The 26,248-nt window shown below is 68.5% G+C and carries 24 protein-coding genes and 2 tRNA genes; 16 read left to right on the forward strand and 10 right to left on the reverse strand.

What is annotated here, in order from left to right; all coding sequences use genetic code 11:
• Positions 1 to 3 precede the first annotated feature (3 nt).
• The 12 genes from J2X52_RS13930 (at position 4) to rnt (ending at position 9,999) form a co-directional block, all read left to right on the forward strand.
• Positions 4 to 447, forward strand: a complete 444-nt coding sequence (locus J2X52_RS13930) for a GspH/FimT family pseudopilin (protein WP_310154484.1) — start codon at positions 4 to 6, stop codon at positions 445 to 447.
• Complete coding sequence (gspI, locus tag J2X52_RS13935; protein ID WP_310154487.1) at positions 444 to 788, forward strand: type II secretion system minor pseudopilin GspI; 345 nt, start codon at positions 444 to 446, stop codon at positions 786 to 788. Before J2X52_RS13930 ends, gspI begins: the two co-directional genes overlap by 4 nt.
• Complete coding sequence (gspJ, locus tag J2X52_RS13940; RefSeq protein WP_310154490.1) at positions 785 to 1,396, forward strand: type II secretion system minor pseudopilin GspJ; 612 nt, start codon at positions 785 to 787, stop codon at positions 1,394 to 1,396. Before gspI ends, gspJ begins: the two co-directional genes overlap by 4 nt.
• Positions 1,393 to 2,376: a type II secretion system minor pseudopilin GspK gene (gene gspK, locus J2X52_RS13945; protein WP_310154493.1), complete on the forward strand. Its 984-nt coding sequence runs from the start codon at positions 1,393 to 1,395 to the stop codon at positions 2,374 to 2,376. Before gspJ ends, gspK begins: the two co-directional genes overlap by 4 nt.
• Positions 2,373 to 3,473: a type II secretion system protein GspL gene (gene gspL, locus J2X52_RS13950; RefSeq protein WP_310154496.1), complete on the forward strand. Its 1,101-nt coding sequence runs from the start codon at positions 2,373 to 2,375 to the stop codon at positions 3,471 to 3,473. Before gspK ends, gspL begins: the two co-directional genes overlap by 4 nt.
• Complete coding sequence (gene gspM, locus J2X52_RS13955) at positions 3,473 to 3,964, forward strand: type II secretion system protein GspM (RefSeq protein WP_310154499.1); 492 nt, start codon at positions 3,473 to 3,475, stop codon at positions 3,962 to 3,964. The genes gspL and gspM overlap by 1 nt, the downstream gene beginning before the upstream one ends.
• Before the next feature lie 477 nt (positions 3,965 to 4,441).
• A complete protein-coding gene (gene pstS, locus J2X52_RS13960) occupies positions 4,442 to 5,533 on the forward strand; it encodes a phosphate ABC transporter substrate-binding protein PstS (RefSeq protein WP_310154502.1) in 1,092 nt (363 codons plus the stop codon).
• A 109-nt stretch (positions 5,534 to 5,642) separates the two neighbouring features.
• Positions 5,643 to 6,629, forward strand: coding sequence for a phosphate ABC transporter permease subunit PstC (pstC, locus tag J2X52_RS13965; RefSeq protein ID WP_310154504.1), 987 nt, complete (start codon positions 5,643 to 5,645; stop codon positions 6,627 to 6,629).
• Entirely contained in the window at positions 6,629 to 7,516 is an 888-nt protein-coding gene (gene pstA, locus J2X52_RS13970; protein ID WP_310154507.1) for a phosphate ABC transporter permease PstA, read from the forward strand. Before pstC ends, pstA begins: the two co-directional genes overlap by 1 nt.
• A 30-nt stretch (positions 7,517 to 7,546) precedes the next feature.
• On the forward strand, positions 7,547 to 8,377 hold the full coding sequence (gene pstB, locus J2X52_RS13975) for a phosphate ABC transporter ATP-binding protein PstB (protein ID WP_310154510.1): 831 nt from the start codon (positions 7,547 to 7,549) through the stop codon (positions 8,375 to 8,377).
• Positions 8,378 to 8,534: 157 nt separating this feature from the next.
• The gene (phoU, locus tag J2X52_RS13980; protein WP_310154512.1) at positions 8,535 to 9,239 is read left to right on the forward strand and encodes a phosphate signaling complex protein PhoU; all 705 of its coding nucleotides are present in this window, start codon (positions 8,535 to 8,537) and stop codon (positions 9,237 to 9,239) included.
• An 88-nt stretch (positions 9,240 to 9,327) separates the two neighbouring features.
• Entirely contained in the window at positions 9,328 to 9,999 is a 672-nt protein-coding gene (gene rnt, locus J2X52_RS13985; RefSeq protein WP_310154515.1) for a ribonuclease T, read from the forward strand.
• Positions 10,000 to 10,012: 13 nt separating this feature from the next.
• Here the strand turns inward: rnt and J2X52_RS13990 are convergent, their stop codons facing one another.
• The 5 genes from J2X52_RS13990 to rnr all read right to left on the reverse strand — a co-directional run bounded on the left by J2X52_RS13990 (position 10,013) and on the right by rnr (position 18,134).
• Entirely contained in the window at positions 10,013 to 11,149 is a 1,137-nt protein-coding gene (locus J2X52_RS13990; RefSeq protein ID WP_310154518.1) for a metallophosphoesterase, read from the reverse strand.
• A 158-nt stretch (positions 11,150 to 11,307) separates the two neighbouring features.
• Entirely contained in the window at positions 11,308 to 11,622 is a 315-nt protein-coding gene (sugE, locus tag J2X52_RS13995; protein ID WP_310154521.1) for a quaternary ammonium compound efflux SMR transporter SugE, read from the reverse strand.
• A gap of 119 nt (positions 11,623 to 11,741) precedes the next feature.
• Entirely contained in the window at positions 11,742 to 14,747 is a 3,006-nt protein-coding gene (locus J2X52_RS14000; RefSeq protein ID WP_310154524.1) for a diguanylate cyclase, read from the reverse strand.
• A gap of 22 nt (positions 14,748 to 14,769) precedes the next feature.
• Positions 14,770 to 15,537 carry a 23S rRNA (guanosine(2251)-2'-O)-methyltransferase RlmB gene (gene rlmB, locus J2X52_RS14005; RefSeq protein ID WP_310154528.1) on the reverse strand — a complete coding sequence of 256 codons (768 nt, stop codon included), beginning with the start codon at positions 15,535 to 15,537 and terminating at the stop codon, positions 14,770 to 14,772.
• Between the two features lie 104 nt (positions 15,538 to 15,641).
• A complete protein-coding gene (gene rnr, locus J2X52_RS14010) occupies positions 15,642 to 18,134 on the reverse strand; it encodes a ribonuclease R (protein ID WP_310154530.1) in 2,493 nt (830 codons plus the stop codon).
• 111 nt (positions 18,135 to 18,245) lie between these two features.
• Here rnr and J2X52_RS14015 point away from each other — a divergent pair.
• The 3 genes from J2X52_RS14015 (at position 18,246) to J2X52_RS14025 (ending at position 19,113) form a co-directional block, all read left to right on the forward strand.
• Positions 18,246 to 18,332, forward strand: a tRNA-Leu gene (locus J2X52_RS14015).
• 187 nt (positions 18,333 to 18,519) lie between these two features.
• Positions 18,520 to 18,942 (forward strand): CopD family protein, encoded by a 423-nt coding sequence (locus J2X52_RS14020; RefSeq protein ID WP_310154536.1) that lies wholly within the window; start codon positions 18,520 to 18,522, stop codon positions 18,940 to 18,942.
• An 84-nt stretch (positions 18,943 to 19,026) separates the two neighbouring features.
• Positions 19,027 to 19,113: transfer RNA gene (locus J2X52_RS14025), tRNA-Leu, on the forward strand.
• A gap of 314 nt (positions 19,114 to 19,427) precedes the next feature.
• On the opposite strand, the gene J2X52_RS14030 is transcribed toward J2X52_RS14025, so the two are convergent.
• From J2X52_RS14030 to J2X52_RS14050, 5 genes are all read right to left on the reverse strand, one after another.
• Complete coding sequence (locus J2X52_RS14030) at positions 19,428 to 19,640, reverse strand: hypothetical protein (RefSeq protein WP_310154539.1); 213 nt, start codon at positions 19,638 to 19,640, stop codon at positions 19,428 to 19,430.
• A gap of 107 nt (positions 19,641 to 19,747) precedes the next feature.
• Positions 19,748 to 19,861 carry a cytochrome bd-I oxidase subunit CydX gene (gene cydX, locus J2X52_RS14035; RefSeq protein WP_310154541.1) on the reverse strand — a complete coding sequence of 38 codons (114 nt, stop codon included), beginning with the start codon at positions 19,859 to 19,861 and terminating at the stop codon, positions 19,748 to 19,750.
• Positions 19,862 to 19,885: 24 nt separating this feature from the next.
• Positions 19,886 to 21,034: a cytochrome d ubiquinol oxidase subunit II gene (gene cydB / locus J2X52_RS14040; RefSeq protein WP_310154546.1), complete on the reverse strand. Its 1,149-nt coding sequence runs from the start codon at positions 21,032 to 21,034 to the stop codon at positions 19,886 to 19,888.
• 27 nt (positions 21,035 to 21,061) lie between these two features.
• Entirely contained in the window at positions 21,062 to 22,687 is a 1,626-nt protein-coding gene (locus tag J2X52_RS14045; RefSeq protein WP_310154549.1) for a cytochrome ubiquinol oxidase subunit I, read from the reverse strand.
• A 356-nt stretch (positions 22,688 to 23,043) separates the two neighbouring features.
• Complete coding sequence (locus tag J2X52_RS14050; RefSeq protein ID WP_310154553.1) at positions 23,044 to 23,814, reverse strand: helix-turn-helix domain-containing protein; 771 nt, start codon at positions 23,812 to 23,814, stop codon at positions 23,044 to 23,046.
• 144 nt (positions 23,815 to 23,958) lie between these two features.
• On the opposite strand from J2X52_RS14050, the gene parC reads away from it, so the two are divergent.
• Positions 23,959 to 26,202 (forward strand): DNA topoisomerase IV subunit A, encoded by a 2,244-nt coding sequence (parC, locus tag J2X52_RS14055; RefSeq protein WP_310154555.1) that lies wholly within the window; start codon positions 23,959 to 23,961, stop codon positions 26,200 to 26,202.
• The last annotated feature ends 46 nt before the right edge of the window (positions 26,203 to 26,248 follow it).

Here is a 26,248-nt window from a genome sequence, read left to right on the forward strand (position 1 = left end):
CTCATGCCACGCGCGCAGGCCGGGTTCACGCTGATCGAACTGCTCGTGGTCATGGTCGTCATCGGCCTGGCCACGACGGCGGTGGCCTTGACCCTGCCCGACGGCAACGCCGGCTTCCATCGCCAGGCCGACCAGTTCGGCCTGCACCTCAAGCACGCGCGCGATGAAGCCATCCTCGGCGGCCGGGCGATGCAGGTCAGCGTCGACGCCGGCGGCTACCGCTTCAGCCGACGCGACTTCGGCCGGTGGCAGCGGCTGGACGAGGCGCCGTTCACCGCACGCCCCTGGGCCGATGGCGTGATCGCGGCGCTGCCGGAACGCCGGGAGCAGCTCAATTTCCGTTTCGACGCCACCGGCGCCGCCGAACCCCAGCGCCTGCGCCTGGCGCGCGACGGCATGCAGGCCGAGATCGTGGTCGACGCCGCCGGTACGGTGCGCGTGCAATGACCGGCGCGGCGCGCGGCTTCTCGCTGATCGAACTGCTGGTCGCGCTGGCGGTGTTCGCGCTGGTCGTCGTCGCCCTGCTCAACCTCAGCGGCGGCAGCACGCGCAGTGCGCTGCAGATCGAGACCCGGGCGCTGGCCGGCATCCTGGCCGAGAACCTGGCGGTCGAAGCGCAGATCGGCGAGGCGACGCCCGATGCGGCGCAGGGCGAAGAACGGCTCGGTGATCGCCAATGGCGGTGGCGGCGCGCAATCGAGCCCGCCGGCGCCGGGCTGACCCGCGTGCGCATCGCGGTGTTCGCCGACGACGGCCAGCAGGTGGCCAGTGCCGAGGTATTGCGATGAGCCGTGCGCCGCGCAACCGCGCACGCGGCTTCACCCTGATCGAGGTGCTGGTGTCGCTGGCGATCTTCGCGATGCTCGCGGCGGCCGCGGTCGGTGTGCTGGCGTGGACGGCCGACCAGCAGGGCGTGATCCGCGCGCGCATGGACCGCACCGCCGAACTGCAACGCGCGCATGCCCTGCTCAAGGCCGATCTCGGCCAGGCCGCCGTGCGCCGCACCCGGCGCAGTGATGGCGTGGCCGACCTGTCCGCCTTCACCGCCGCGCCGCCGGACGACCGCAGCCGTCCGCTGATGGGCTTCGTCCGCCGCGGCTGGGAGAACACCGACGACGCGCCGCGCGCGTCGATGCAGTACGTGGAATACCGCGTCGCAGACGGCAGCCTGCAGCGCAGCACGCGCGCCGCGCTCGACGGCACCGCGGCCGGCGCACCGCAGGTGCTGCTGGACGGCGTCGAGTCGGTGCGCGCGTTCTACTTCGCGCGCGGCTTCTGGAGCGACGGCTGGGGCGGCGGCCTCGACGCGCTGCCGCAGGCAGTCGCGCTGGAGATGGAGGTCCGCGACTTCGGCCACGTGCGCCAGGTGTTCCTGCTGCCGGGCGAAGCGGAATGAGCGCGCCGGTGCGACAGCGCGGCATGGCCCTGCTTTCGGTGCTGCTGCTCACCGCGGTGATGACCGTGCTGGCGGTGGCGATGCTCGACGACATCCGCTTCGGCCTGCGCCGCACGGGCAATGCGCATGCGATCGCGCAGGCGCAGCGCTATGCGCTCGGCAGCGAGGCGCTGGCCCGGCAGCGGCTGGGCGAGCTGCAACGCGGCGGTGTCGATGCCGCGCAATGGAACGGCAAACCGCTGCTGTTCCCGATCATCGAAGACGGCCAGAGCCTCGGCCTGGTGCGCGCACGGCTGGGCGACGGCAGCACCTGCTTCAACCTCAACAGCGTGGTCACCGGTGCACCGGAACAGTGGCAACGGCGCGAGCTCGGCGTCAGCCAGTACGTGGCGCTGCTGCAGGCGCTCGGATTCGCCGCCGCCCAGGCCCAGACCCTCGCCGACACGCTGGCCGACTGGATCGACAGCGATGCGCAGCGCGCGCCGCTGGGCGCCGAGGATTCCACCTACGCCGCGCTGCAGCCCGGCTACCGGACCAGCGGCGCCCTGCTCGCCGAACCGTCGGAACTGCGCGCGATCCGCGGCTACGACGGTGCGGCCTATGCGCGCCTGCGTCCCTACGTCTGCGCCCTGCCGAGCGCCGAACTGTCGCCGGTGAACGTCAACGCGCTGGACATCGACCAGGCCCCGGTGCTGAGCATGCTGAGCCTGGGTCGCCTGACGCCCGCCGAGGCGCGGCGCGTGATCGCCGCGCGCCCGGACGGCGGCTGGGTGGATGCCACCGCGTTCTGGGCGCATCCGGCGCTGCGCGACGCCGGACTGCCGAACGAGATCTACGAGCAGGTCCAGCTGCGCAGCCGCTGGTTCACCCTGCAGACCGAAGTCGAATACGCCGGCGCGCAGGCGGTGCTGAGCGCACTGCTGCATGCCGACGGCGACCGCGCCCGCCTGATCGTCCGCCGCTGGACTCCCGACGAATGAACCCCGCCTTCCCCATCCGCCTGCTGCAGCTGAGCTCCGATCCGACGCGCGCGGCGGTGTGCCTGTCCATCGACGCCGGCGGCCACGTCGTCGCGCGCCGGCCCTGCGACCCCACCCATCCGCTGCCGGCCGAACCCGGCACGCGCGACATCCTGGTCGTGCCGTCCGAAGCGCTGCGCCTGCACTGGTTCGACCTGCCGGCGCGCAGCGCCGCCCAGGCCGTGGCCGCGGCGCGCCTGATGCTGCAGGACCATGTCGCGCAGCCGGGTGCCGAGCTGCACGTGGCCGTCGGCGACCCCGAGGCCGGCGAGCCGCAGCGGCTGCTCGGTGTGGTCGATGACGCGCTAATGCGCGACTGGCTTGCGCAGGCGGCGCAACTGGGACTGCGCCCGATGGCCGTGGTGCCCGATTGCCTGCTGCTCGACGTGCCGACGGAAGACAGCGTGCAGGTCTGCGAACGCGACGGCCTGCTGCTGGCCCGCGGCCGCAGGCTCGCACTCGCCGCCGAACCGGATCTGGTGCAGCGGGTGATCGGGGCGCGGCAGGTGCAGCGGCTCGACGACAGCGTGCGCGATGTGCGCTTCGCGGCCAATGCGCTGGCCGCCCCTGCGCTCGACCTGCTGCAGGGCCCGTACGCGCGCCGCGACGAGACGCAGCCGCGCCGACGCCGGCGCCTGCGCTGGCTGGCGGCGCTGGCCCTGCTGTCTCCGCTGTTGCTGGTCGGCGCGCAGGCGCTGTATCACGGCCTGGCGGCGCGCTCGCTGGAAACACGTGCCGACACGCTGGCGGCGCAGTACCGGCCCCAGCTCACCGGAGCCGACCTCGGCCCGTATTACCGCCAGCGCCTGGCCCCCGACCTGCTGGCCGCGCACTCGGCCGCGCTGTTCGAAGCGCTGCGCGCGGTGCCGGGCGCCCGGCTCGACAGTTACGAGTTCACGCCCGACACCGGCGTCCGCGCCGGCCTGGTACATGCCGGCGAACAGGATCTCGACCTGCTGCGCCAACAACTGGCTGATGGGGGGCTGGCGCTGGTGCCGCTGGACAGCCAGCCCGTCGAAGCCGGCCTGCGCAGCCTCGTTGCCGTGGAGCCGCTGTAATGGATGCCTACCTGCAACGCGCTCGACTCTGGTGGCAGCAGCGCGAACCGCGCGAGCGCTGGATGCTGGGGCTGATGGCCGCCGCGATTACCGCGTTCGGGCTCTGGTACGGCCTGATGGTCCCGTTGCGCAAGGCCGCCGATGCCGCGCAGCTGCGCCACGAACGCGCCACGCTGGCACTGCTGCAGACCGAGCTGCAGCTGGCGCAGCTGCGCGCGCTGGACCAGCGCGACATCGCGCCACCGGTCGACGCCGCTGTGCTCAAAGCCGCCGTGCTGGCCTCGGCGCAGCAGGCCGGGCTGGCGGTGAGCCGCGAACGCGAGCACGGCGTCGGCGGCTTCGGAATCGAATCGGATGCCGCGACGTCGCAGCAGTTGTTCGGCTGGCTGGACGCGCTTCGGCTCCGGCACGGCCTGGCGCCGGCCACGCTCAGCGTGGCCAGGAGCGAGGGACAGCTGCGCGTCCAGGCCGAGTTCGACCTGGCACCTTAGGCGGCCTGCTGCACCGCTGCGCGTGGCACGGCATGACGGGTGCCGATTGTGACAGCCGTGCGTCAGGCCAGCGGGACTGCGCAGTGCGATGCCATGACACTGCAACACTGGCGCCATCGCCGCGTCACGGCGCCGGGATGCAATGAGGACATCGCGATGCGGGCGACCAGATCCGCGACGATGGCACCCGATCCAAGGACTCATTCCAGGGCGTGCGCCGCCGAAACGGCGTGCCGCCCGGGCTTCGCGACGGTTCTGTCCATCCGGTTTCCTAGAGGACCTCGCTCCCGGACCTCCATCGGCTCCCTTTCTCTCCTCGGGCCTGCGGGCCCGCTTTTTTTCATTGCATCCGGCCGGGCGTACGCTTGGAAGCCTCCCTGCGCCCGTCGGCCGCTGTCATATCCGTGCAACAAAAACATCATTAAATGCGCGGACCGGGCGATGCAGCGCGTTGCCGCCCCACTTCTGGAGTTAGACATGTCTCGTCAAGTGATCCGAATCGCTGCGCTCGCCCTGTCCACCGCGTTCTTTCTGGCGGCCTGCGGCGGCAACGCAGATGCACCCGCTGGACAGTCGCCAGACGGCGCGCCCGCCGCAGGCCAGTCGGCCGGCGACCGCGTCGCCACCGAAATCACCGGCGCCGGCGCCACATTCATCTATCCGCTGGTCTCGAAGTGGTCGGCCGACTACAACGCGGCGACCGGCAACCGCGTCAACTACCAGTCGATCGGTTCGGGCGGCGGTATCGCCCAGATCAAGTCCGGCACGGTCGACTTCGGTTCCTCCGACAAGCCGCTCGACAGCGCCGAATTGCAGGCCGCAGGCCTGGGTCAGTTCCCGTCGGCGATCGGCGGCGTGGTGCCGGTCGTCAATGTCGACGGCCTCGCGGCGGGGCAGCTGAAGCTGACCGGCGCGCTGCTGGCCGACATCTTCCAGGGCAAGGTCGCCACCTGGAACGACCCCGCCATCGTCGCGCTGAACCCGGGCGTCACCCTGCCCGCGGGCAAGATCAGCGTCGTCTACCGCTCGGACGGCTCGGGCACCACCTTCAACTTCTCGAACTACCTGTCCAAGGTCAGCCCGGACTGGAAGTCGGCTATCGGCGAAGGCACCTCGGTGCAGTGGCCGGGCGGCGTCGGCGGCAAGGGCAACGAAGGTGTCGCTTCGTACGTGCAGCAGATCAAGGGTTCGATCGGTTACGTCGAGCTGGCCTATGCGCTGCAGAACAACATGCCGTATGCGTCGCTGCAGAACGCGGCCGGCAACTGGGTGCAGCCGAGCGAGGAGAGCTTCGCCGCTGCAGCCGCGGGCGCCGACTGGGCCAGCGCGCAGGACTTCAATCTGGTCATCACCAACGCCCCAGGCGAAAACGCCTGGCCGATCACCGCGACCAACTTCATGCTGATGCACAAGCAGCCGAGGGACGCCGCGCGCAGCCGGGCTGCCCTCGCGTTCTTCAAGTGGGCGTTCGAAGAAGGCCAGCCGCAGGCCAGCGAACTGCACTACGTGCCGCTGCCGCCAGAGCTGGTGCAGCAGATCGAGGCCTACTGGGCGGCCGAGTTCCAGTGATGCAAGCCACCGTGCGCCCGAGGGGCGCACGGTCGTTACGGGGACGGCGTCGTGACGCCGTCCCCGCCTGCGATTTCTCCCATCACGCGCACCGGGCTCCCCTCTTCCGATGAACGCCACTGCTGTCCCCACGTCGACCGCGTCCATCACGTCCGCGCCGACGCGCCGCGACATCCGCGATGCACGCGCCGATCGTTTCTTCCGCATGCTGCTGACCGCCACCGTCGTCTTCGTGATGCTGGCGCTCGCCGGCGCTGCGCTTTCGATGCTGTGGGGTGGCCGCGACGCCCTGGCGACCCAGGGTCTGTCGTTTTTCACCACCGCCGACTGGAATCCGGTCCAGAACCGCTACGGCGCGCTCGCCCCGATCGTCGGCACCATCGTCACCGCGCTGATCGCGATGACCATCGCCGTGCCGGTCAGCTTCGGCATTGCCTTCTTCCTGACCGAGGTCGCGCCGCGCTGGCTGCGCGGCCCCGTCGGCACCGCGATCGAACTGCTCGCGGGCATCCCCTCGATCATCTACGGCATGTGGGGCCTGTTCGTGCTCGTGCCGGTGATGACCACCTACGTCACGCCGTGGCTCAACGACCACCTCGGCACGATCCCCGGCATCGGCATCCTGTTCCAGGGCCCGCCGCTGGGCATCGGCACGCTGACCGCCGGTTTCGTGCTGGCGATCATGGTGATCCCGTTCATCTCTTCGGTGATGCGCGAAGTGTTCCTCACCGTGCCGACGCGCCTGAAGGAATCGGCCTACGCGCTCGGTTCGACCAAGTGGGAAGTCAGCTGGGACATCGTGCTGCCCTACACCCGCTCGGCAGTGATCGGCGGCATCTTCCTCGGTCTCGGCCGCGCGCTGGGCGAGACGATGGCCGTGGCCTTCGTCATCGGCAATTCGGTGCGCCTGACGCCGTCGCTGCTCGAGCCGGGCACGACGATCGCCGCGCTGATCGCCAACGATTTCGGTGAAGCCACCGAGACCTACCGCTCGGCGCTGCTGCTGCTCGGCTTCGTGCTGTTCATCGTGACCTTCGTCGTGCTGGCGATCGCGCGCCTCATGCTGATGCAGCTGTCCCGCAAGGAGGGCAAGTGATGGCCAGTGTCGTCAGCGAACGTGAGCGCCGGGTCGCAGACCGCCTGCATGGACGGCGCCGGATCACCAACGCGGTCGCCGTTGCGCTGGGCTGTCTGGCTGCTGCCTTCGGCCTGTTCTTCCTCGGCTGGATCCTGTGGACACTGGTCTCCAAGGCGGCCGGCGGCATCAACCCGGCGCTGTTCACCCAGATGACGCCGCCGCCGATGCAGGAAGGCGGCCTGCTGAACGCATTCTTCGGCAGCGCGGTGATGTGCGGGCTGGCGATCGCGATCGGCACCCCGCTCGGGGTCGCCGCCGGCACCTGGCTGTCGGAGTACGGCCGGGCGCGCAAGTTCGGCACCGTCGTGCGATTCATCAACGACATCCTGCTGTCGGCGCCGTCGATCGTGCTGGGCCTGTTCGTCTACACCGCCTTCGTCATGCAGACCGGGGGGCGGTTCTCGGCACTCGCCGGCGCCATCGCGCTCGCGTTCATCGTGTTGCCAGTCGTCGTGCGCACGACCGACGAAATGCTGCAGCTGGTGCCCACGCAGATGCGTGAGGCCGCCCTCTCGCTCGGCGTGCCGCACTGGAAGGTCGTGGTGCAGGTGATGTACCGCAGCGCGTCAGCGGGCATCGTCACCGGCATTCTGCTGGCGCTTGCACGCATCAGCGGCGAAACCGCGCCCCTGCTCTTCACCGCATTCGGCAACCAGTACTGGAACAACAACATCATGCAGCCGATGGCGAGCGTGCCGGTGGTGATGTACCAGTACGCCGGCAGTCCCTACGAATCCTGGCAGCAGCTTGCCTGGGCCGGCGCCCTGGTACTCACATGCTTCGTGCTGATCGTCAGTCTCGTCGCCCGCGGGCTGCTGTTGCGCAACAAGATCGCGAACGACTGACCCCATGAACCTTCTGCATTGGATCCGGCCATGAACGACCTCCACACCGCCCCGCAGTCGCACCGTTTCTCCGTGGCGACGCAGCCGCGCGAGGTGCTGGCGCCCACACCGGTCAAGATCGCGGCCCGCGGTCTCAATTTCCACTACGGCGACTTCCATGCCCTGAAGAACATCAACATGGAGGTGCCGGAAAAGCGCGTGACCGCGCTGATCGGACCGTCGGGCTGCGGCAAGTCGACGCTGCTGCGCATCTTCAACCGCATCTATGCGCTGTATCCGAAGATGACCGCCAGCGGCGAACTGCTGCTCGACGGCGAGAACATCCTCGCGCCGAAATACCCGATGAACCGTCTGCGTTCGAAGGTCGGCATGGTGTTCCAGAAGCCGGTGCCGTTCCCGATGACGATCTTCGAGAACGTCGCCTACGCGATCCGCCACCACGAGAAGCTGTCCAAGGCCGAGATGGCCGTCCGCGTCGAGCAGGCGCTGACCCAGGCCGCGCTGTGGAACGAGGTCAAGGACAAGCTGGGCCAGAGCGCGCTGGGCCTGTCGGGCGGCCAGCAGCAGCGCCTGTGCATCGCCCGCGCCGTGGCGTTGCGTCCCGACGTGCTGCTGCTCGACGAGCCGACTTCGGCGCTGGATCCGATTTCCACCAGCCGCATCGAACAGCTGATCGAAGAGCTCAAGACGGAGTACACGATCGTCATCGTGACCCACAACATGCAGCAGGCCGCGCGCGTGTCGGACTACACCGCCTTCATGTATCTGGGTGATCTGATCGAGCACGACACCACCGAGACGATCTTCTCCAATCCCTCGAAGCAGCAGACCGAGGATTACATCACCGGGCGATTTGGGTAAGGGACGCGTCTGACCGAGGCCATCCGGCCTCGGTCGCGTCCCGAACGCCCGGCCATGGATGGCCGGGCCGGCCGATCCGAAGCCAACGCCGTCTCGCCATGGACGGCTGCGGGATCTCCCAGACATCCGCCGCCACCTCCTCTCCAGGTACACGACCATGCCCAATCAACTCAACGACCACATCGTCAAGAGCTACGACGACGAGCGCAGCCGTCTGACCAACGAAATCCTGCGCATGGGCGAGATGGCCGCCGCGCAGCTGGAGTCGGCGCTGGATGTCGTCGAGCGTCGCGACGACAAGGCCGCCGAGCGGATCATCGCCAACGATGAAGCCATCGATGCGCTCGAGCACGAGGTCAGCCAGGACGTGATGAAGCTGGCGCTGCGTGGCCCGATGGCGCGCGACCTGCGCGAGATCCTCGCCGCCCTGCGCATCGCCGCCGATATCGAGCGCATCGGCGACTACGCCGCGAACGTGGCCAAGCGCTCCAGGGCGCTGAACCTCGCGCCGCCGCTGCCCTATACGCGTGGCCTGACGGTCATCGGCCAGCTCGCCGCCAAGCAGGTCCGCGAAGTCCTGGTCGCGTTCCACAACGGCGACGCCGCCGCTGCGGAGCGCGTGCGCGCCCAGGACGCCGAGATCGATACGCTCTACACCGGCCTGTTCCGCGAGCTGCTGACCTACATGATGGAAGACCCGCGCGCGATCACGCCGTGCACCCATCTGTTGTTCATGGCCAAGAACATCGAGCGCATCGGCGACCACGCGACCAACATCGCCGAAAACGTCTGGTTCCTGGTCCACGGCGACGACGCGCTGCCGCCGCGCGACAAGCGCGACGAAACCAATACGGTCTCCTGAACGGTCTGCACTGCGGCACGCGCATCCGCGCGCGAGTGCCGCAAGGCCAAGGCCAAGTGTGTCCCCCGGCTCTGCTAGGCTTGCGCGCATGAGCGAAGCCGCAGCACCCGCGCCCGCATCCAACCACGATGCCGCGCCCCCCCACATTCCCATGTCCCGACGCTTCCGCGGCTTCCTGCCGGTGGTCGTCGACGTCGAAACCGGCGGTTTCGAATCGCGGCGTCACGCGTTGCTGGAAATCGCAGCGATCCCGCTCAATATCGATGCCGACGGCAATCTGGTGCCCGGCGCAGCCGCGCATACCCACGTCGAACCGGCGGACGGCACCCACATCGATCCGCAGTCTCTCGAAGTGACCGGCATCGACATCCACCATCCGTTCCGGTTCGCGAAGCCGGAGCGCGAAGCGCTGGAGCACATCTTCAATCACGTGCGCAACGCCGTGCGTCACCACGATTGCCAGCGCGCGATCCTGGTCGGCCACAACGCGCATTTCGACCTGGGCTTCCTCAACGCCGCGGTCGCGCGCACGCAGCACAAGCGCAATCCGTTCCACCCCTTCAGCGTTTTCGACACGGTCACGCTCGCCGGCGTCGCCTATGGGCAGACGGTGCTCGCCCGCGCGGTGCAGGCAGCCGGTCTGGAATGGGATCAGGCGCAGGCGCATTCCGCGCTCTACGACACCACGCTGACCGCGCATCTGTTCTGCCGCATGGCGAACGCCTGGCCGAAAATGGCGGCGGCCGCTGCCGTCGACTGACCGGGCGCGGCGCTCAGCCCTCGCTCTCGGAGCGGCGCAATGTGATCACCGCGATCTCCGACGGCACACCGATGCGGGTCGCAAAGCCCGGCCACAGACCCGCGCCGTTGCTGACATAGAGCTGCATGCCGTCGACCGGATACAGACCGGAGACGAAACCGCCGTTCGCGCGGGCGACCAGCCGGTCCATGCCGACGATGTGCCCGCCATGCGTGTGGCCCGACAGTTGCAGCGCCACCCCGCGTTTCGCGCTGTCGCGGGCAGCGACCGGACGGTGGTCGAGCAGCACGACCGGGGCCTGCGGGTCGGCCCCTGCCAGCGCGGCATCGAGATCGGGCAGCGCCTGCCCGTAGCGTTCGGCGACCGGATCGGTGACGCCCGCGATCGTCAAACCCGCGCCGTCACGCTCGATGCGGACGTGGGCGTTTTCAAGCACCTGCATGCCCAGCGCGCGAAACGCGTCCATCCACGCCTGGTACTGACCGTAGTACTCATGGTTGCCGGTGATGGCGATGACGCCATCGGGCGCCTGCAGATCTGCGAGCGGGCGCACGTCGTTCGCGCGCGCCGTCACGCTGCCGTCGACGAGATCACCGGTGATGACGATCAGATCCGGCTGTTGCGCGTTGGCCTCCGCGACCACACCCGCGACCCAGTCGCCGGTCAGCAGGCGGCTGGCGTGGATGTCGGTCAACTGCAGCACACGGTAGCCGTCGAAGGCCTGCGGCAGTCCGGCAATCGACACGTCGACCTGCCGCACCTGTGGCACCACCATCGCCTGCCACGTCCCGAAGGCCGACAGCACCAGCGCGAGCACGGCCGCGCCCGGGCGCAGCCACGGGCCACGCATGGCCGTCAGTGCGCTGCGCCGACGCAGGGCCCAGACCACCAGCGTTGCCGCGTCCAGCAGCAGCACGAACACCGCGGTCAGCAGCAGTGCGATGAATCCGGTCCCGAGCGCGGCGATGACCAGCTTCGGCAGCTCGGGCGAGGCCATGCTGCCGGCGAAGCGCGCGACGATGCGATGGTGCAGCGCCAGCCCGTAGACCAGCACCGCCAGTGCGGTCCGCAGCGGCCATGGCAGACGCAAGGGAAACACGACCCGCAAGACGAGATAGGACGCAAGGACAATCGCAACGACACTCAGCACAGGCTTTCCCGAAGACGTGGACGGGCAGTCCGTGCGCGACGGACCGACGTGGGGCGGCCATGGTCGGCGATGCCGAGAACCCGCGCCAGCGCTTGCTGAATCACTGTCCAGCTTCGGTGCTGGATTTACCGCGATGTCGTCACCGCATCCGCGCCGACTCAGCTCGCGAGCTTCAACCCGATGATGCCGGCGATGATCAAGCCGAGGCTGATCAGCCGCCCCGGACTCGCGGCATCACCCATCAGCACCATGCCGAGGATCACGGTCCCGACCGCGCCGATCCCGACCCAGATTGCGTACGCCGTGCCGACCGGCAGTTCGCGCATCGCGACGCCCAGCAGACCCACACTGATCGCCATCGCGGCGACCGTACCGACCGTCGGCCAGAGCCTGGTGAACCCTTCGGTGTATTTCAGGCCGATCGCCCAGCCGATTTCGAACAGACCGGCGAGCACGAGAATGATCCAGGACATGGGAACCCTCCATCCAGAAGATGGGGCCGTCCCCGCTTGCGGTGCGAACGGCGGGGTCGTCCCCGCCACCGTATCTGCGCCTGATGGTAAAGGCGCCGCAGTGAACGCCTGCGCGCCCGTCAACCGTCGCAGAGCCGGTCGCGGCCTTCGCTCTTGGCGCGGTACAAGGCCACGTCCGCGCGGCGCATCAGTTGAGCAGGCGCGGTGTCGAGCGGATCGAGCATCGCCGCCCCCGCACTGATCGTCACGTGCAACCCGTCCACCCCGCCCCAATCGTGCCTGCCGGCGAAGGTCTCGCGCAGTCGGGTGTACACGACATGCGCGTCCTCGCGACTGGCGTCGACGAGGATCATCGCGAACTCCTCGCCGCCGATCCGCGCCGCGATATCCGACACGCGACAGGCGCCGGCCAGCAGCATGCCCACTTGGCGCAGGACCGCGTCGCCCACCGCGTGACTGTGCACGTCGTTGATCGCCTTGAACCGGTCGACGTCGAGCACCATCAGGCACAGCGGCTGACGCCGACGTTGGGCACGGGCGAACTCGCGTGACAACGCGGCGTCGAAACTGCGCCGGTTGGGCAGTGCGGTCAGTGCATCCTCGTAGGCCTCGCGTTCGAACGTCTCGGCCTGCGTGCGCAGGCGTCCCAGAAGTTCGGTCTTCTCGCTGTCGGCCTCGATCAGCTGTTCGGTCTGGCGCTGCAGCGCGCGCGTGCGATCGTCCACCAACTGGCTCAGCCGGTCGTTCGCGGCGCGATAGCGACGGATGCGTCCGCGATAGGCCAGCGCCAACGCCAGCAGGACCAGGGCGCCGCCCAGCGCCTGCACGCTGCGGCGCTGCCACCACAGCGGCGCGACCGCGAAGCGCCACTCAACCTCGTCGGTGCTCCAGCCACCGTCGGGATGCGCAGCTGCGATCCGCAGCACGTAATCGCCCGGCGGCAGGCCGACGAAATCGACGCTGCGCTGGCGTCCGCGTTCGATCCAGTCCGCGTCCAGACCGTCGAGACGGGTGCGGAAGCGGATGCGCTCCGACATCAGGAAGCTCAGGCCGACATAGGACACCGACAGGCGGGTACCGCCCGGCAAGCGGTCGCCGTCGCGCCAAGGCGAGGCGACGCCGTCGATGCGAACCGATTCGATCCGCGGCTTCGGCGGACGCCGGGTACTGAAGGTCCGCCAGCGCTCGGGATCGACCGCGCTGACGCCGCGCGCAGTCGCCATCCACACCGAGCCGTCGCGACGCAGGATCGCCGACGGCGACGAACTGCCATTGCCCTGCGCGTTCGACATGCCGTCGATCTCGTCGTAACGCTCCAGCGCGATGCGTCCACGCCGGCCATTGGCCACCGCGTCGAGATCATCCATACGTGCGCGCAGCATGCCGCGGTTGCTGGTGATCCAGGCATTGCCCAGTCGATCGGGCACGATCTGGAACACGGTGTCGACCGGCATTCCCTGGTCCAGGCCCACGTGCGCGAGCACGCCGTCGCGTTCGCGGTAGAGCCCGCGGTCCGTAGCCAGCCAGACGGCGTCACCGATACCTCGGAACGCGAACACGGTGCGCGCGCCGTCCACGGGCGGCAGCGCGACGTGCCGCACGCGCCCGTCCTGCAGCACGCTGGCGCCCTCGACAGACCCGATCCACAAAGCGTCGTCGATCCACGCCAGTGAGGTGACGAGGCCGGTCGGCAGACCGGGGATACGCGGCGTCGACACGCGGCCGTCGACCAGCCGCTGCGGCCCGCTGTGGGTCGCGATCCAGACCGCGCCGTCGCCATCGGTCTCGATCGCGCGGATGTGCCCCGGGAAGCCCTCGAGACGCGCCACCACCCGGCCGTCGCGCAGCCGGAGCACACGCCCGCCGTAAGCGCCGACCCACAGATCGCCATCCGCGCCGAGCGCGAGGCTGAGCACCGACGGCGCGACGCCCGGCTGCAGCACGACCGGCTGCAAGCGCCCGTCCAGGCCCTGCCGGTCGAGTCCGCCGCTACCGCCGATCCACAGCCGGCCCGCGTCGTCCTCGATCAATGCGCGGACGTAATCGCCACTCAAGCCGTCGCGGGCCAGCAAGCGTGTGAACAGCGTTTCGCGGAAGCGGAACAGGCCACCGTTGGCGCCAGCCCAGACGCTGCCCTCGGCATCCTCGAGCAACTGCACGATGCGCCCAGAAGGACGCGCGGCATCGGCCGGCGGCGCTTCGATGCCGCGTGCGCCAATGCGCAGCAGGCCGCGACTCTCGCTGCCCAGCCATAGATCGCCCTGGCGGTCCTGCAGCATCGCGGTGAAATCGCCCTGCCCCGGAATCCGGTGCACCCGCGGTGCGCGCGTGCCCTCCACGCGATGCACGCTGTCGCCGGCCACGAGCCAGATCGTGCCGTCCGGCGCGCGATAAGGCCAGGCCAGACCGGAGGCGAGGCCCCATACAGATGACGCCGCGCGCAGCGTGCCGTCGGTGTCGCGCACCACAAGCCCGCCCATCCCGCCGATCCAGAGGCGGCCGTCGTCGCCGATCGCCATGTGCGGATAGCTCAACGGCAAGGGCACGCCGGCCGGCGCCTCGAAGAACTCGAACCGGCCATCGGGGTGCAGGCAGCCCAGGCCGCGCCCCTCGAACAACAGCCACAGGCTGCCCTGCGCATCCATCGCCATCGCGTGGATCAGGACCTGCGGCCAGCCCGCGTCTGCCGACGTCCAGAACCGGAACACGCCCTGTGGATCGCGGCGGCCCAGATTGCCGCGCGAGTCGCTGAGCCACAGTGCGCCCGCCGGATCGACATACAGCGAGCCGACGCCGTTGTCGGGCAGCGCCGGTGCGGGCGTACTGCGGTCGTAGACCACGAATTCCAGCCCGTCGTAGCGGACCAGGCCTTCCCAGGTCGCCAGCCACAAATAGCCGTCCGGGGTCTGCGCCAGATCGCGGATCGAGTTGTGCGGCAGCCCCTCGCGCGAGGTCCAGTGGTCCACCGCGTAATCGTGCAGCGGACCGGGCACCGCACGGGCTGGACTATCAGCCGCTGCGGCGGCGCTGCACATGCATACGGTCAGCAGGACGAATGCCCGCCATAGATCGCGGGCACGCGCGACCGGGCCACGCGGCCCTGCGATCGTGTCAACGGGCCGCATGCCCCGCCCCTCCCCGGCTGGTTTAGCCGGTGATCCGCTGGCGCACTGCTTCGAACAGCGTCACGCCGGCGGCAACCGAGACATTGAGGCTCTCGACGCCCCCCAGGGCGTCGCCACCCGGCATCGGAATCGTCACCAGGCCGTCGCAGTGTTCACGGGTCAGACGACGCAGGCCGTCAGCCTCGCCGCCCAGCACCAGCGCGACATTGCCGCGCAGGTCGGTTGCATAGAGCGTCGCGGTCGCCTCGCCGGCCAGACCGTAGATCCACACGCCCAGCTTCTGCAGGTCGCGCAGCGTGCGCGACAGATTGGTCACGCGTACCACCGGCACGCTGTCCGCGGCGCCGGCCGAGGTCTTGCGCACGGTCGCATTGACCTGCACCGCCTTGTCCTTGGGAATCACCACCGCCGTCACGCCGGCGGCGGCCGCGCTGCGCAGGCAGGCACCCAGGTTGTGCGGGTCCTGCACGCCGTCGAGCACCAGCAGCAGCGCCTTGCCTTCGGCCGCCTCGACCAGACCTTCGAGTTCGTTCTCGTCCCAGGTCTTCGCCGCGGCGTAGCGCGCGACCGCGCCCTGATGCCGCAGGCCACCGGCGACACCGTCGAGCGCCTGCTGGTTGACCCGGCGCACATCGATATCGCGGCGGCGCGCGGACGATTCGATCTCGACGATGCGCGGATTCTTCGCGCCCGCTTCCAGCAGCACCTCGCGCACGTTCTCGGCGTCGTGTTCGACGGCCGCGGCGACGGCATTGATGCCGACGATCCACTGGTTCTGCTTGCTGGTCATGGTGCTGGAGATTCGAAGAAAGAAAGACGGAAGACTGGGAACGTCGACGGGGCCGGCACCTGCGCGCCGGCCCCGTCGAAAGCCATTCTAGCGAAACCGCCCGCTCAGTACGGCTTCTTCTCGCGCTTGGCTGGCTGGCCACGGGGCGGCAGCGGCTTCGGACCGCCCTGCACTGTCGAGTCCGGATCGACCAGACGGAAGTCGATCTTGCGGTCTTCCAGACTGGCCTTGAGCACGATGATCCGCACGCGGTCGCCGAGGCGGTACTGGCGCCCGGCACGCTGGCCGTTGAGCATCCGCCGGATCGGATCGAAGCTGTAGAAATCGTTCGGCAGCTGGGTCACGTGGACCAGACCGTTGACCTTCGACTGGTCCAGTTCGACGAACAAGCCGAAGCTGGTCACGCCGCTGATCACACCGTCGAACTGGCCACCGACATGCTGCTCCATCCACGCGGCGCGATAGCGCTCGTCGACTTCGCGCTCGGCCTCGTCGGCGCGGCGCGAACGCTCCGAACACTGCAGCGACAGACTTTCCATCAAGCGCGGCGTGTACATGAACTTCGCCAGCGGCTGGCCCGACAGCACGTGCTTGATCGCGCGGTGCACCAGCAGGTCGGGATAGCGGCGGATCGGCGAGGTGAAATGTGCATACGAGGCCAGCGCCAGGCCGAAATGGCCGATGTTCTCGGGCGTGTAGACCGCCTGGCTCTGGCTGCGCAGCAGCACCGATTCGAGCAGCGTCGCATCCGGGCGCTCGCGGATCTTCTTCAGCAGCAGGGTGAAATCCTTGGGCTGCACCTTCGCCCACGGCGGCAGGCGCAGCGAGAATTCCTTGAGGAATTCCAGCAGGTCGGCGTACTTGGCCTCCGGCGGCTTGTCGTGCACGCGGTACGGCGCGGAGATGCCGGCGTCGAGCAGGAAGCGCGCGGCCTCCACGTTCGCCGCGATCATGCATTCCTCGATCAGCTTGTGCGCGTCGTTGCGCTGGAGCATGCCGGCCTGGGTGACTTCGCCGGTGTTGTCGAGCACGAAGCGCACTTCGGAGGATTCGAATTCGATCGCGCCACGCTTGGCGCGCGCCTTGGCGAGCACCGCGTAGAGCTGGTGCAGACGCTCGACCTGCGGCAGCACCGGCTTGATCGCGGCGCGCGTGTCTTCGTCGAGTTCGCCGACTGCCTTCCACACCTGGGTGTAGGTCAGGCGCGCGTGCGAATGCATCACCGCTTCGTAGAACTTCGACTCCGACACCGTGCCGTCGCGCATCACCTGCATGTCGCAGACGAAGCACATCCGGTCGACCTTGGGCTTCAGTGAGCAGATGCCGTTGGACAGGGTCTCGGGCAGCATCGGTACGACGAAACCCGGGAAATACACGCTGGTCGCGCGCAGCTGGGCTTCGTCGTCGAGCGGCGTGCCGGGACGCACGTAGTTCGACACGTCGGCGATCGCGACCACGAGCCGGAATCCGTCGCGGTTGGGCTCGCAGTAGACGGCGTCGTCGAAATCCTTGGCGTCCTCGCCATCGATCGTCACCAGCGGCAACGCGCGGATGTCGACGCGACCGCCGACCATGCGCTCTTCGACATCGACCGGCACCGCGGCGGCTTCGTCGAGCACTTCCTGCGAGAACTCGTGCGGCAGGTTGTGGCCGTGGATGGCAGCCTCGACCACCAGCGTCGGCTTGAGCACATCGCCCAACACGGTCAGCACGCGGCCGATCGGTGGACGGTGCGCATCGCCCGGCGCCGTGATCTCGCAGACCACCAACTGGCCGTGCGTCGCGTCCTGGCGCGCGTCCACCGGAATCTGGATGTTGCGCTGGATGCGCTTATCGTCCGGCACCACGTAGCTGATGCCGTGTTCGATCGAGAAACGCCCCATCAAGCGCGTCGTGCGGCGCTCGAGCACCTCGACGACGACACCGGCGCGACGGCCGCGCGCATCGACGTTGGTCAGGCTGGCCAGCACCCGGTCGCCGTGCATGACCTTGCGCATCTCGGCCGGCGGCAGGAACAGGTCCTCACCCGCGCCCGAATCCGGGCGCAGGAAACCGAAGCCCTCCGGGTTGGCGATCACCGTGCCCGGAATCAGATCCATGCGCTTGGCCGGCACGAGGCCGCCGCGGCGGTTCTGCAGCAGCTGGCCTTCGCGCAGCATCGCGCCCACGCGCTTGCCGAGTGCATCGGCGCGGTCGGGCTCGGTGAGCGCGAGCTTGATCGCGAGCTCGTCGGGTGTCATCGGGCCGTCGGCATCGACGAGCACCTGCAGGATCGCCTCACGACTCGCGATGGGGTTCGCGTAGCGCGCCGCCTCACGGTTGGCATGCGGGTCCTCGAAGCGGCCGCCGCGCGAAGCGGGCGGACGATCCTGCGACGCCGGTCGGCGATCGGCCGGCGCCGGTCCACCGGGCTTGGAGCCGCCGGAACGCAGCGCGCGCTGCAGGGCCGGATCGGGCATCCACGGCGGCAGGGCGTCCTTGCGGTCGCTGTGCGATTTCGGGCGGGCCGGAGCGGCGGTGCCGCGCTTGCCGGCCCCCTGCGTCTCGGGTCCGGGCGTACCGCGGCTGCTGCCGCGCTTGCTTGGAGGTTTAGCCATTGGGGGAATGGTACAGGCTCGCCCGCGAGGCCGGCGTCGATGCCCGGAGAACGGCGTGCACGAATCCGTTGACAAGCGCCGGGGGCATCGACAACATACGCGCCCTGACCTGCCCGGGTGGCGGAATTGGTAGACGCACTAGCTTCAGGTGCTAGCGGGGGCAACTCCGTGGAGGTTCGAGTCCTCTCCCGGGCACCAAGGTCATCACAGCCTTACCAGCCGTGAACATCAAACCCGCAATCGCGGGTTTTTTTGTGCCTGCGCTTCCGGCCGACGCCTTCACGGGCCACCTCACCGCGATCTCGCGAACGCGCCGTTCGATCGCGCATGTGCTTTCCGACTGCCTTGCGCCATTGTCGACGGGTCGCCGCCTGCGGAGCACTGCATGGATTACCTGACGCTCAAGATGCTCCACATCCTGGCTGCGGCCACGTGGCTCACAGGCATGGTCGGCAGTGGCATCGCGGTCGCGCTTCATGATGTGCTGGACTCGCCCACCGGCCGGTCGCTGCTGGCGAGCCTGCGCAGTTGGAACCGTTGGGTCACCTTGCCCGCGCTGCTGGTCATGCTGGGCGCCGGTCTGACCATCGCGCTGCAGGCCGGCTGGCTGGTGATGCCGTGGCTGCGGCTCAAGCTCGCACTGGTGTGCGCGCTGGTGTTCCTGCACGCATGGCTGAGCCGCACGCTACTGCAACTGGCGACCGTCGAAACCTCGCCCAGGCCACGCGCTCTGCTGCGTTTTGCCGCCCCCGTAACGTTCCTGATTGGCCTGTGCATCGGCATGCTCGGCTTGACCAAGCCGTTTTAACGCGCGCAACGCCCACGGTGCGGAAAATCGCCGTTCTCGCATTGACAGCCGACAGGTCGCACCCCAGAATTGTCGGCCTGACCTGCCCGGGTGGCGGAATTGGTAGACGCACTAGCTTCAGGTGCTAGCGGGGGCAACTCCGTGGAGGTTCGAGTCCTCTCCCGGGCACCAAGGTCATCACAGCCTTACCAGCCGTGAACATCAAACCCGCAATCGCGGGTTTTTTTGTGCCCGCAGTTTTCTAGGCCCGTCCTGCGGGCCGTCGCTTTGCGAGATCGCCCGGCGATACAGTGCGCCGTCGAAAGCAGTTGTCTCTATGCTGCAGGCGATGTCGCGCCGCGCGATGCGCAGCGCGGACCAGCCCGCTGAAAACAGCGTCCAGCTGACAGTAAGTGCCGCCCCATGGGCGCGCGAGTGCTATGCAGACCTCGTCTGCCGACACGACAACGTGCCTTGTTCGCCGACGCATAGGCAACCGGCACCCGCTAATCGCGGTTGCGATGACCCGGGTTGCCGGGCGTGCCTTCGCCACTCTGCCGCGTCGGATTGCCTTCGAGCGCGCCCGGCATCGATTCCGGATCGTTGCGCTGGTCCTGATCGCGCTTCTCGGACGATTCGCCCGGCGCTTTCGGACCATCGGGCGTGCGCGCCTGTTCCAGCGGGCCGCGCGTGGTGTCGGGGGTGTGCTTGTCGGACATGGTCATGGCTCCTGGGGTCATGGCCACAGTGTGCGCAGCCCGTGCACGCACCCGCGTGATGTCGATGCGTCCGTAGCCACGCCGCCCGCCCGCGCGGCGCTGCGGGATCAGTCCCCGTGCGCCGCATCCCGGCGCTGCTCGCGCACTTCGAACCACATGCCGTTGAGGATCGCGAACGTCGCCGCGAGACCGATGCCGAGAATCCAGGCGAAATACCACATGGTGTTGCTCCTAGGAGTGCGCGCTCAGTACGCGTTGGGGGTGTCGGCGATGCTGGCGTCAGTGACCTTGCCGCGCAGCACTCGGTAGACCCACGTGGTGTAGAGCAGCACCAGCGGCAGGAACACGATGGTCGCCAGCAGCATGATCCACAGCGTCAGCCGGCTGCTCGACGCGTCCCACAGCGTGAGCCCGGCGCCCGGGACGCTCGACGAAGGCAGCAGAAACGGGAAGATCGCGAAGCCCACCGTCAGGATCACGCTGGCGATCGAGACGCCCGAGGCGACAAACGCGAGACCACCGCGGCGCAGCCGCAGCAAGACTGCCGACGCAAGCGCGCCCAGCACGCCCAGCAGCGGCGCGGCCATCGTCCACGGCATGTGACGGTAGTTGTCCATCCACAAACCCGGCGCCGTGCTGACGGTCTTGTGCAGCGGGTTCGAGGCGAGCGCGGTGTCGACCACGGAATCCACGCGGAAGCCCGCGATACCCGTCGCGATCCAGACGCCGGCGGCCACGAACAGCGCAGCGGCCAGCACGCCTGCAACGCTGCCGTAACGCGCCGCGCGCGTCGCGATGGGGCCGTCGGTCTTCATCACCAGCATCGCCGCACCGTGCGCGACCAGCAGGCTCACGCTGACCAGGCCGGCCAGCAACGCGAACGGCGTCAGCAGGTCGAAAAAGCCGCCGGTATAGACCGCGCGCAGTTCGGGGGTGAAATGGAACGGCGCGCCCAGCAGCACGTTGCCGACCGCGACGCCGAAGATCAGCGCCGGCACCGCGCCGCCCACGAACAGCGCCCAGTCCCAGGTCTCACGCCAGCGCGGATCTTCCACCTTGCCGCGGAACTTGAAGCCGACCGGCCGCAGGATCAGCGCGAACAGGATCAGGAACATCGCCAGATAGAAGCCCGAGAAACTCACCGCATACAGCGGCGGAAACGCGGCGAAGATCGCGCCGCCGCCGAGGATCAACCACACCTGGTTGCCCTCCCAGACGGGGCCGATGGTGTTGACGACGATGCGACGCTCGGCATCGGTCTTCGCGACGAACGGCAGCAATGTGCCGACACCGAGGTCGAAGCCGTCCATCACCGCGAAGCCGATCAGCAACACGCCCAGCAGCAGCCACCAGATCAGGCGCAGCGTGGCGTAGTCGAATGGAATGAAGTCCATGGGAAATCCTCGAAAAACGTGGGTGCGTCAGGCGCGCGCGGCGGGTGCGGGATCGAGCGCGTCGAGCGCGCGACCGTCGGACTCGGGCGCGTCGTCGTCCACCGCTGCCGGCGCGTCGTCGCCAGCCGGCGGTGCCAGCACATCAGGCCCCTTCTCGATGGCCTTGAGCATCAGCTTCGCGGCGACGATCGCCAGGCCCGTGTAGATGATCACGAAGCCCGCCAGCGAGATCAGGATGTCCTTGAGCGCAATGCCCGACGCGGCATAGAACGTCGGCAGCACGCCTTCCACCGCCCAGGGCTGACGACCGTATTCGGCGACGAACCAGCCGCACTCGATCGCGATCCACGGCAGCGGCAGACTCCACAGCGCGATCCACAGGAAACGCCGGCTCTCCTCGATACGGTTGCGCGTGACCACCCAGAACGCAAAGGCAAAGAACGCGATCAGGTAGAAGCCGATGCCGGCCATGATCCGGAACGTCCAGAACAGCGGCGCCACACGCGGCACGGTATCGAGCGCAGCCTGGGAAATCTCCTGCTCGGTGGCGTGGAGGATGTCGTCGCGATAGCGCTTGAGCAGCAGCGCATGGCCGAGGTCGCTCCAGTGCGCATCGAACGCGGCGCGCGCGGCGGTGTCGGTGCGGTCCTCGCGCAGGCGCTCGAGCGCGGCATAGGCCAGCTGGCCGCCGCGGATGCGGTGCTCGGCGCGCTCGACCAGCTCGAGGATGCCGGGGATCTCGCCGTCGAGCGAGCGCGTCGCGATCAGGCCCATCAGCCACGGAATCTTGATCTCGAAGCGGTTGGACTGGCCGGACTGGTCCGGCAGCCCGACCACGGTGAAACCGGCCGGCGCAGGCTCGGTGTGCCACATCGCCTCGATCGCGGCGAGCTTCATCTTCTGGTGTTCGGTGGCCGCGTAGCCGCTCTCGTCGCCGAGCACCACGACGCTCAGCGCCGACGCCAGACCGAAGCTTGCGGCAACCGCAATCGAGCGCCGGGCGATGTCCTTGTGCTTCCCACGCAGCAGATAGAACGCGCTGACCGACATCACGAAGATCGCGCCGGTCACATAGCCGGCCGACACCGTGTGCACGAACTTGGCCTGGGCGACCGGGTTGAAGATCACCGCCATGAAGTCGGTGATTTCCATGCGCATGGTGTCCGGATTGAACACCGCGCCGACCGGGTTCTGCATCCAGCCGTTGGCGACCAGGATCCACAGCGCCGAGAAGTTCGCGCCCAGCGCGACCAGCCATGTGATCGCCAGATGCTGCAGCTTCGACAGGCGGTTCCAGCCGAAGAAGAACAACCCGATGAAAGTCGCCTCGAGGAAGAACGCCATCAGCCCTTCGATCGCCAGCGGCGCGCCGAAGATGTCGCCGACGTAGTGGCTGTAGTAGGCCCAGTTCATGCCGAACTGGAATTCCATGACGATGCCGGTCGCCACGCCCATCGCAAAGTTGATACCGAACAGCACGCCCCAGAACAGCGTCATCCGCCGCCAGACATCGCGCCCGGTCATGACGTAGACGCTCTCCATGATCGCCATGAGGAACGACAGTCCCAAGGTCAGCGGGACGAACAGGAAGTGGTACATCGCGGTGAGCGCGAACTGCAGGCGGGACAGTTCGACGACGGTCATGTCGATCATGGGAGGCAGCCGGAGCGGGTTATGCGCGCAGGTTGCGCCGCGCCCGGCCGGCGGGCATTGATCTGGATCAATGCGGAGTCGGGGGCGTGGCGCATGCCACAGGGAGGCGGATGGCCGCGCAACCATCGGCGGCTCTCCAGCTCTCGTGCCGGACAGCGGCGCCAGGTTAGGCGCTTCGCTTCTGGAGCCCCTCTCCCTCAGGGAGAGGGGTTGGGGTGAGGGCGCGTTTCGAGGCGGTCCGCGAGACCTTCGCCCTCACCCGACACGCTTCGCATGTCAACCCCGGATCAAGTCCGGGGCAGGCTCTCTCCCGGAGGGAGAGGTGCTCAGATCGAGCAGAACTGCGTCTGCACCTGCTACAGCCCCGCCGCACCCCGCAACGCCGCCACATCCACCAGATCGATCCGCCGTGGATCCTCGAACGCAATCGCCCCGCTCTGCCGCAGCTTGGTGAAACTGCGACTGACCGTCTCGATCGTCAGACCCAGATGGTCAGCAATATCGGCGCGGGTCATCGGCAGATCGACGTGGTGGGCAGCCCCGCCGCGTTGCTGCTGGCGCTCGCCCAGTTCGACGAGAAATCCGGCAAGCCGTTCGCCCGGCCCCAGCCGTGCCAGCATCATCAGGCTGCCGCGGGTGGCGTCGAGTTCGCTGCAGGCCTGAGCCAGCATGCCGGATTCGAGATCGGGATAGCGCTGGCACAGGCTGCGCATTGACTGCAGCGGAAACGCGCACAGCACGCAGTCGGTCACGGCTTCCAACGTATGCCGGTACTGCGGCGCGCCGCTGAAGCCGATGAAATCGCCCACCATCAGAAAGCCCGCGACCAGACGTCGGCCGTCGGGCAACAAACGCACGCGGCGCAGCATCCCGCGGGTGACGGTGTAGACCTCGCGTCGCGGATCGCCCTGGCTGGCCAGCGTCGCGCCGACGGGCAACAGCACTTCACCGGCGACCGCTTCGAGCGCGTGCGTCTCTGCTGCGGGAATCGATGCGCAGATCGCCAGCGGCCGCGCCAGACAGCCCTCGCAGCCGCCGTGCTGCGCGCGCTTCGGGCTGCCGGCCGCCGCGTGGCGGGCCGAACCGGTGGGTTCGGCGGAACTGGGTAGCCTCGGCTTCGTCTCCATACCGGCCCGATGATACGCGCGCCGCCGGATATCCGGCTGGCCGTGTGCCGCTGGAACGACATTGCGACGCCTGTCGACCTTGCCGACGCAACACCTGCGACCCCCAACCGCTAAAATCCCGGTTCCGCCGTAGATGCTGTCCCGATGACCGAGTCCGTCCGCACCCCCTTCCATGGCTTCGAGCAGCTGCCGCTGCGCGAATTCGCCGAGCGCGCCTACCTCGACTATTCGATGTACGTGGTGCTCGACCGCGCGCTGCCGTTCATCGGCGATGGCCTCAAGCCGGTGCAGCGCCGCATCATCTACGCGATGAGCGAGCTGGGCCTGGGCGCGGCGGCGAAGCCGAAGAAGTCCGCGCGCACCGTCGGCGACGTGATCGGCAAGTACCATCCGCATGGCGACAGCGCGTGCTACGAGGCGCTGGTGCTGATGGCGCAGCCGTTCTCCTACCGGTACCCGCTGATCGACGGACAGGGCAACTTCGGCTCCAGCGACGATCCGAAATCCTTCGCGGCGATGCGTTACACCGAATCGAAGATGACGCCGATCGCGGAGATGCTGCTGAGCGAGCTCGGCCACGGCACCGTCGACTGGACCGATAATTTCGACGGCACGATGCAGGAGCCCTCCTGGCTGCCGGCGCGCCTGCCGCACCTGCTGCTCAACGGCACCACCGGCATCGCGGTCGGCATGGCCACCGACGTGCCGCCGCACAACGTCAACGAAATCGTCAGCGCCTGCCTGCGCCTGCTCGACGATCCCGACGCGACGGTGCGCGATCTGTGCGAACACGTGCGCGGCCCGGACTATCCGACCAGCGCCGAGATCATCACGCCGGTTGCCGACCTGCTGCACATGTACGAGACCGGCCACGGCAGCGTGCGCGCACGCGCGACGTTCCAGAAAGAGAACACCAACATCGTCATCACCGCGCTGCCGCACCAGGTCAGCCCGAGCAAGGTGATCGAGCAGATCGCCGCGCAGATGCGCGCCAAGAAGCTGCCGTGGCTGGAAGACATCCGCGACGAGTCCGACCATGCCAATCCGGTGCGCGTGGTGCTGATGCCGCGCTCGAACCGCGTGGATGCCGAGCAGTTGATGGGCCACCTGTTCGCGACGACCGATCTGGAAAAGAGCTTCCGCATCAATCTCAATGTCATCGGGCTCGACGGCCGCCCGCAGGTCAAGAACCTGAAGATGCTGCTGTCGGAATGGCTGCAGTTCCGCACCAACACCGTGACCCGTCGCCTGACCCATCGCCTGGAGAAGGTCGAGCGTCGCCTGCATCTGCTCGATGGTCTGCTGGTCGCGTTCCTCAATCTCGACGAGGTGATCCACATCATCCGCACCGAGGACGAGCCGCGCGCCGTGCTGCAGACGCGGTTCGAACTCAGCGACGAGCAGGTCGACTACATTCTGGAGACGCGCCTGCGCCAGCTCGCGCGCCTCGAAGAGATGAAGATCCGCGGCGAACAGGCCGAGCTGGAAAGCGAGCGCGATCGCCTGATCACCACGCTCGAGAGCAAGACCAAGCTGAAGAAGCTGATCAAGGACGAGCTGCAGGCCGATGCGAAGAAGTACGGCGATGCGCGTCGCTCGCCGCTGGTCGCACGCGGCGCCGCGCAGGCGCTCGACGAAAGCGATCTGGTGCCGAGCGAACCGGTGACCATCGTCGTCAGCGAGAAGGGCTGGGTGCGCGCGGCCAAGGGCCACGACGTGGACCCGGCCGGCATGAACTACCGCGACGGCGATAGCCTGCTCGCGTTCGCACGCGGGCGCACCACGCAACAGGTCGCGTTCCTCGATTCGACCGGCCGCAGCTATTCCACCATCGCGCATTCGCTGCCCTCGGCGCGCGGCAACGGCGAACCGCTGACCGGCCGCTTCTCGCCTGCCGCGGGTGCGTCGTTCCAGGCCGTGGTCGCCGGTGAATCGGACGCGCGCTTCGTCGTCGCGTCTTCGCACGGCTACGGCTTCGTGACCCGCTTCGAGAACCTCACCGGCCGGCAGAAGGCGGGCAAGGCGATGCTGTCGCTGTCGCCGGGTTCGACCGTGCTGCAGCCCGCCGCCGTGCGCGCCGTCGATGCCGACCGTCTGGTGGTGGTGACCAGCGCCGGCCATCTGCTGGCGTTCCCGGTCGCCGAGCTGCCGGAACTCGACAAGGGCAAAGGCAACAAGATCATCGAGATTCCGAAGGCCAAGCGTGGCACCGAACAGGTGGTCGCCGTGGCCGTTGTCGCGCCGGGCACTTCGCTGCTGGTGCGTTCGGGTGCGCGCACGATGACGCTGTCGTTCAAGGAACTCGACGCCTACATCGGCGCGCGCGCATCGCGTGGCGGTCTGCTGCCGCGCGGCTGGCAGAAGGTCGAAGGGCTCGACGTCGAATGATGCCGGCACGGGTACGCGGCGATCCGTCGCGTGCCCGGTCCGGAAG

The organism is Luteimonas sp. 3794 (assembly GCF_031456825.1).
In the GTDB taxonomy this organism is placed as follows: Bacteria; Pseudomonadota; Gammaproteobacteria; order Xanthomonadales; family Xanthomonadaceae; genus Luteimonas.

What these genes read in the sequence shown, in the direction of transcription:
- J2X52_RS13930 (WP_310154484.1), top strand. Translation starts at nt 4, where the DNA reads ATGCCACGCGCGCAGGCCGGGTTCACGCTGATCGAACTGCTCGTGGTC.
- gspI (WP_310154487.1), top strand. Translation starts at nt 444, where the DNA reads ATGACCGGCGCGGCGCGCGGCTTCTCGCTGATCGAACTGCTGGTCGCG.
- gspJ (WP_310154490.1), top strand. Translation starts at nt 785, where the DNA reads ATGAGCCGTGCGCCGCGCAACCGCGCACGCGGCTTCACCCTGATCGAG.
- gspK (WP_310154493.1), top strand. Translation starts at nt 1,393, where the DNA reads ATGAGCGCGCCGGTGCGACAGCGCGGCATGGCCCTGCTTTCGGTGCTG.
- gspL (WP_310154496.1), top strand. Translation starts at nt 2,373, where the DNA reads ATGAACCCCGCCTTCCCCATCCGCCTGCTGCAGCTGAGCTCCGATCCG.
- gspM (WP_310154499.1), top strand. Translation starts at nt 3,473, where the DNA reads ATGGATGCCTACCTGCAACGCGCTCGACTCTGGTGGCAGCAGCGCGAA.
- pstS (WP_310154502.1), top strand. Translation starts at nt 4,442, where the DNA reads ATGTCTCGTCAAGTGATCCGAATCGCTGCGCTCGCCCTGTCCACCGCG.
- pstC (WP_310154504.1), top strand. Translation starts at nt 5,643, where the DNA reads ATGAACGCCACTGCTGTCCCCACGTCGACCGCGTCCATCACGTCCGCG.
- pstA (WP_310154507.1), top strand. Translation starts at nt 6,629, where the DNA reads ATGGCCAGTGTCGTCAGCGAACGTGAGCGCCGGGTCGCAGACCGCCTG.
- pstB (WP_310154510.1), top strand. Translation starts at nt 7,547, where the DNA reads ATGAACGACCTCCACACCGCCCCGCAGTCGCACCGTTTCTCCGTGGCG.
- phoU (WP_310154512.1), top strand. Translation starts at nt 8,535, where the DNA reads ATGCCCAATCAACTCAACGACCACATCGTCAAGAGCTACGACGACGAG.
- rnt (WP_310154515.1), top strand. Translation starts at nt 9,328, where the DNA reads ATGAGCGAAGCCGCAGCACCCGCGCCCGCATCCAACCACGATGCCGCG.
- sugE (WP_310154521.1), bottom strand. Translation starts at nt 11,622, where the DNA reads ATGTCCTGGATCATTCTCGTGCTCGCCGGTCTGTTCGAAATCGGCTGG.
- J2X52_RS14000 (WP_310154524.1), bottom strand. Translation starts at nt 14,747, where the DNA reads ATGCGGCCCGTTGACACGATCGCAGGGCCGCGTGGCCCGGTCGCGCGT.
- rlmB (WP_310154528.1), bottom strand. Translation starts at nt 15,537, where the DNA reads ATGACCAGCAAGCAGAACCAGTGGATCGTCGGCATCAATGCCGTCGCC.
- rnr (WP_310154530.1), bottom strand. Translation starts at nt 18,134, where the DNA reads ATGGCTAAACCTCCAAGCAAGCGCGGCAGCAGCCGCGGTACGCCCGGA.
- J2X52_RS14020 (WP_310154536.1), top strand. Translation starts at nt 18,520, where the DNA reads ATGGATTACCTGACGCTCAAGATGCTCCACATCCTGGCTGCGGCCACG.
- J2X52_RS14030 (WP_310154539.1), bottom strand. Translation starts at nt 19,640, where the DNA reads ATGTCCGACAAGCACACCCCCGACACCACGCGCGGCCCGCTGGAACAG.
- cydX (WP_310154541.1), bottom strand. Translation starts at nt 19,861, where the DNA reads ATGTGGTATTTCGCCTGGATTCTCGGCATCGGTCTCGCGGCGACGTTC.
- cydB (WP_310154546.1), bottom strand. Translation starts at nt 21,034, where the DNA reads ATGGACTTCATTCCATTCGACTACGCCACGCTGCGCCTGATCTGGTGG.
- J2X52_RS14045 (WP_310154549.1), bottom strand. Translation starts at nt 22,687, where the DNA reads ATGATCGACATGACCGTCGTCGAACTGTCCCGCCTGCAGTTCGCGCTC.
- J2X52_RS14050 (WP_310154553.1), bottom strand. Translation starts at nt 23,814, where the DNA reads ATGGAGACGAAGCCGAGGCTACCCAGTTCCGCCGAACCCACCGGTTCG.
- parC (WP_310154555.1), top strand. Translation starts at nt 23,959, where the DNA reads ATGACCGAGTCCGTCCGCACCCCCTTCCATGGCTTCGAGCAGCTGCCG.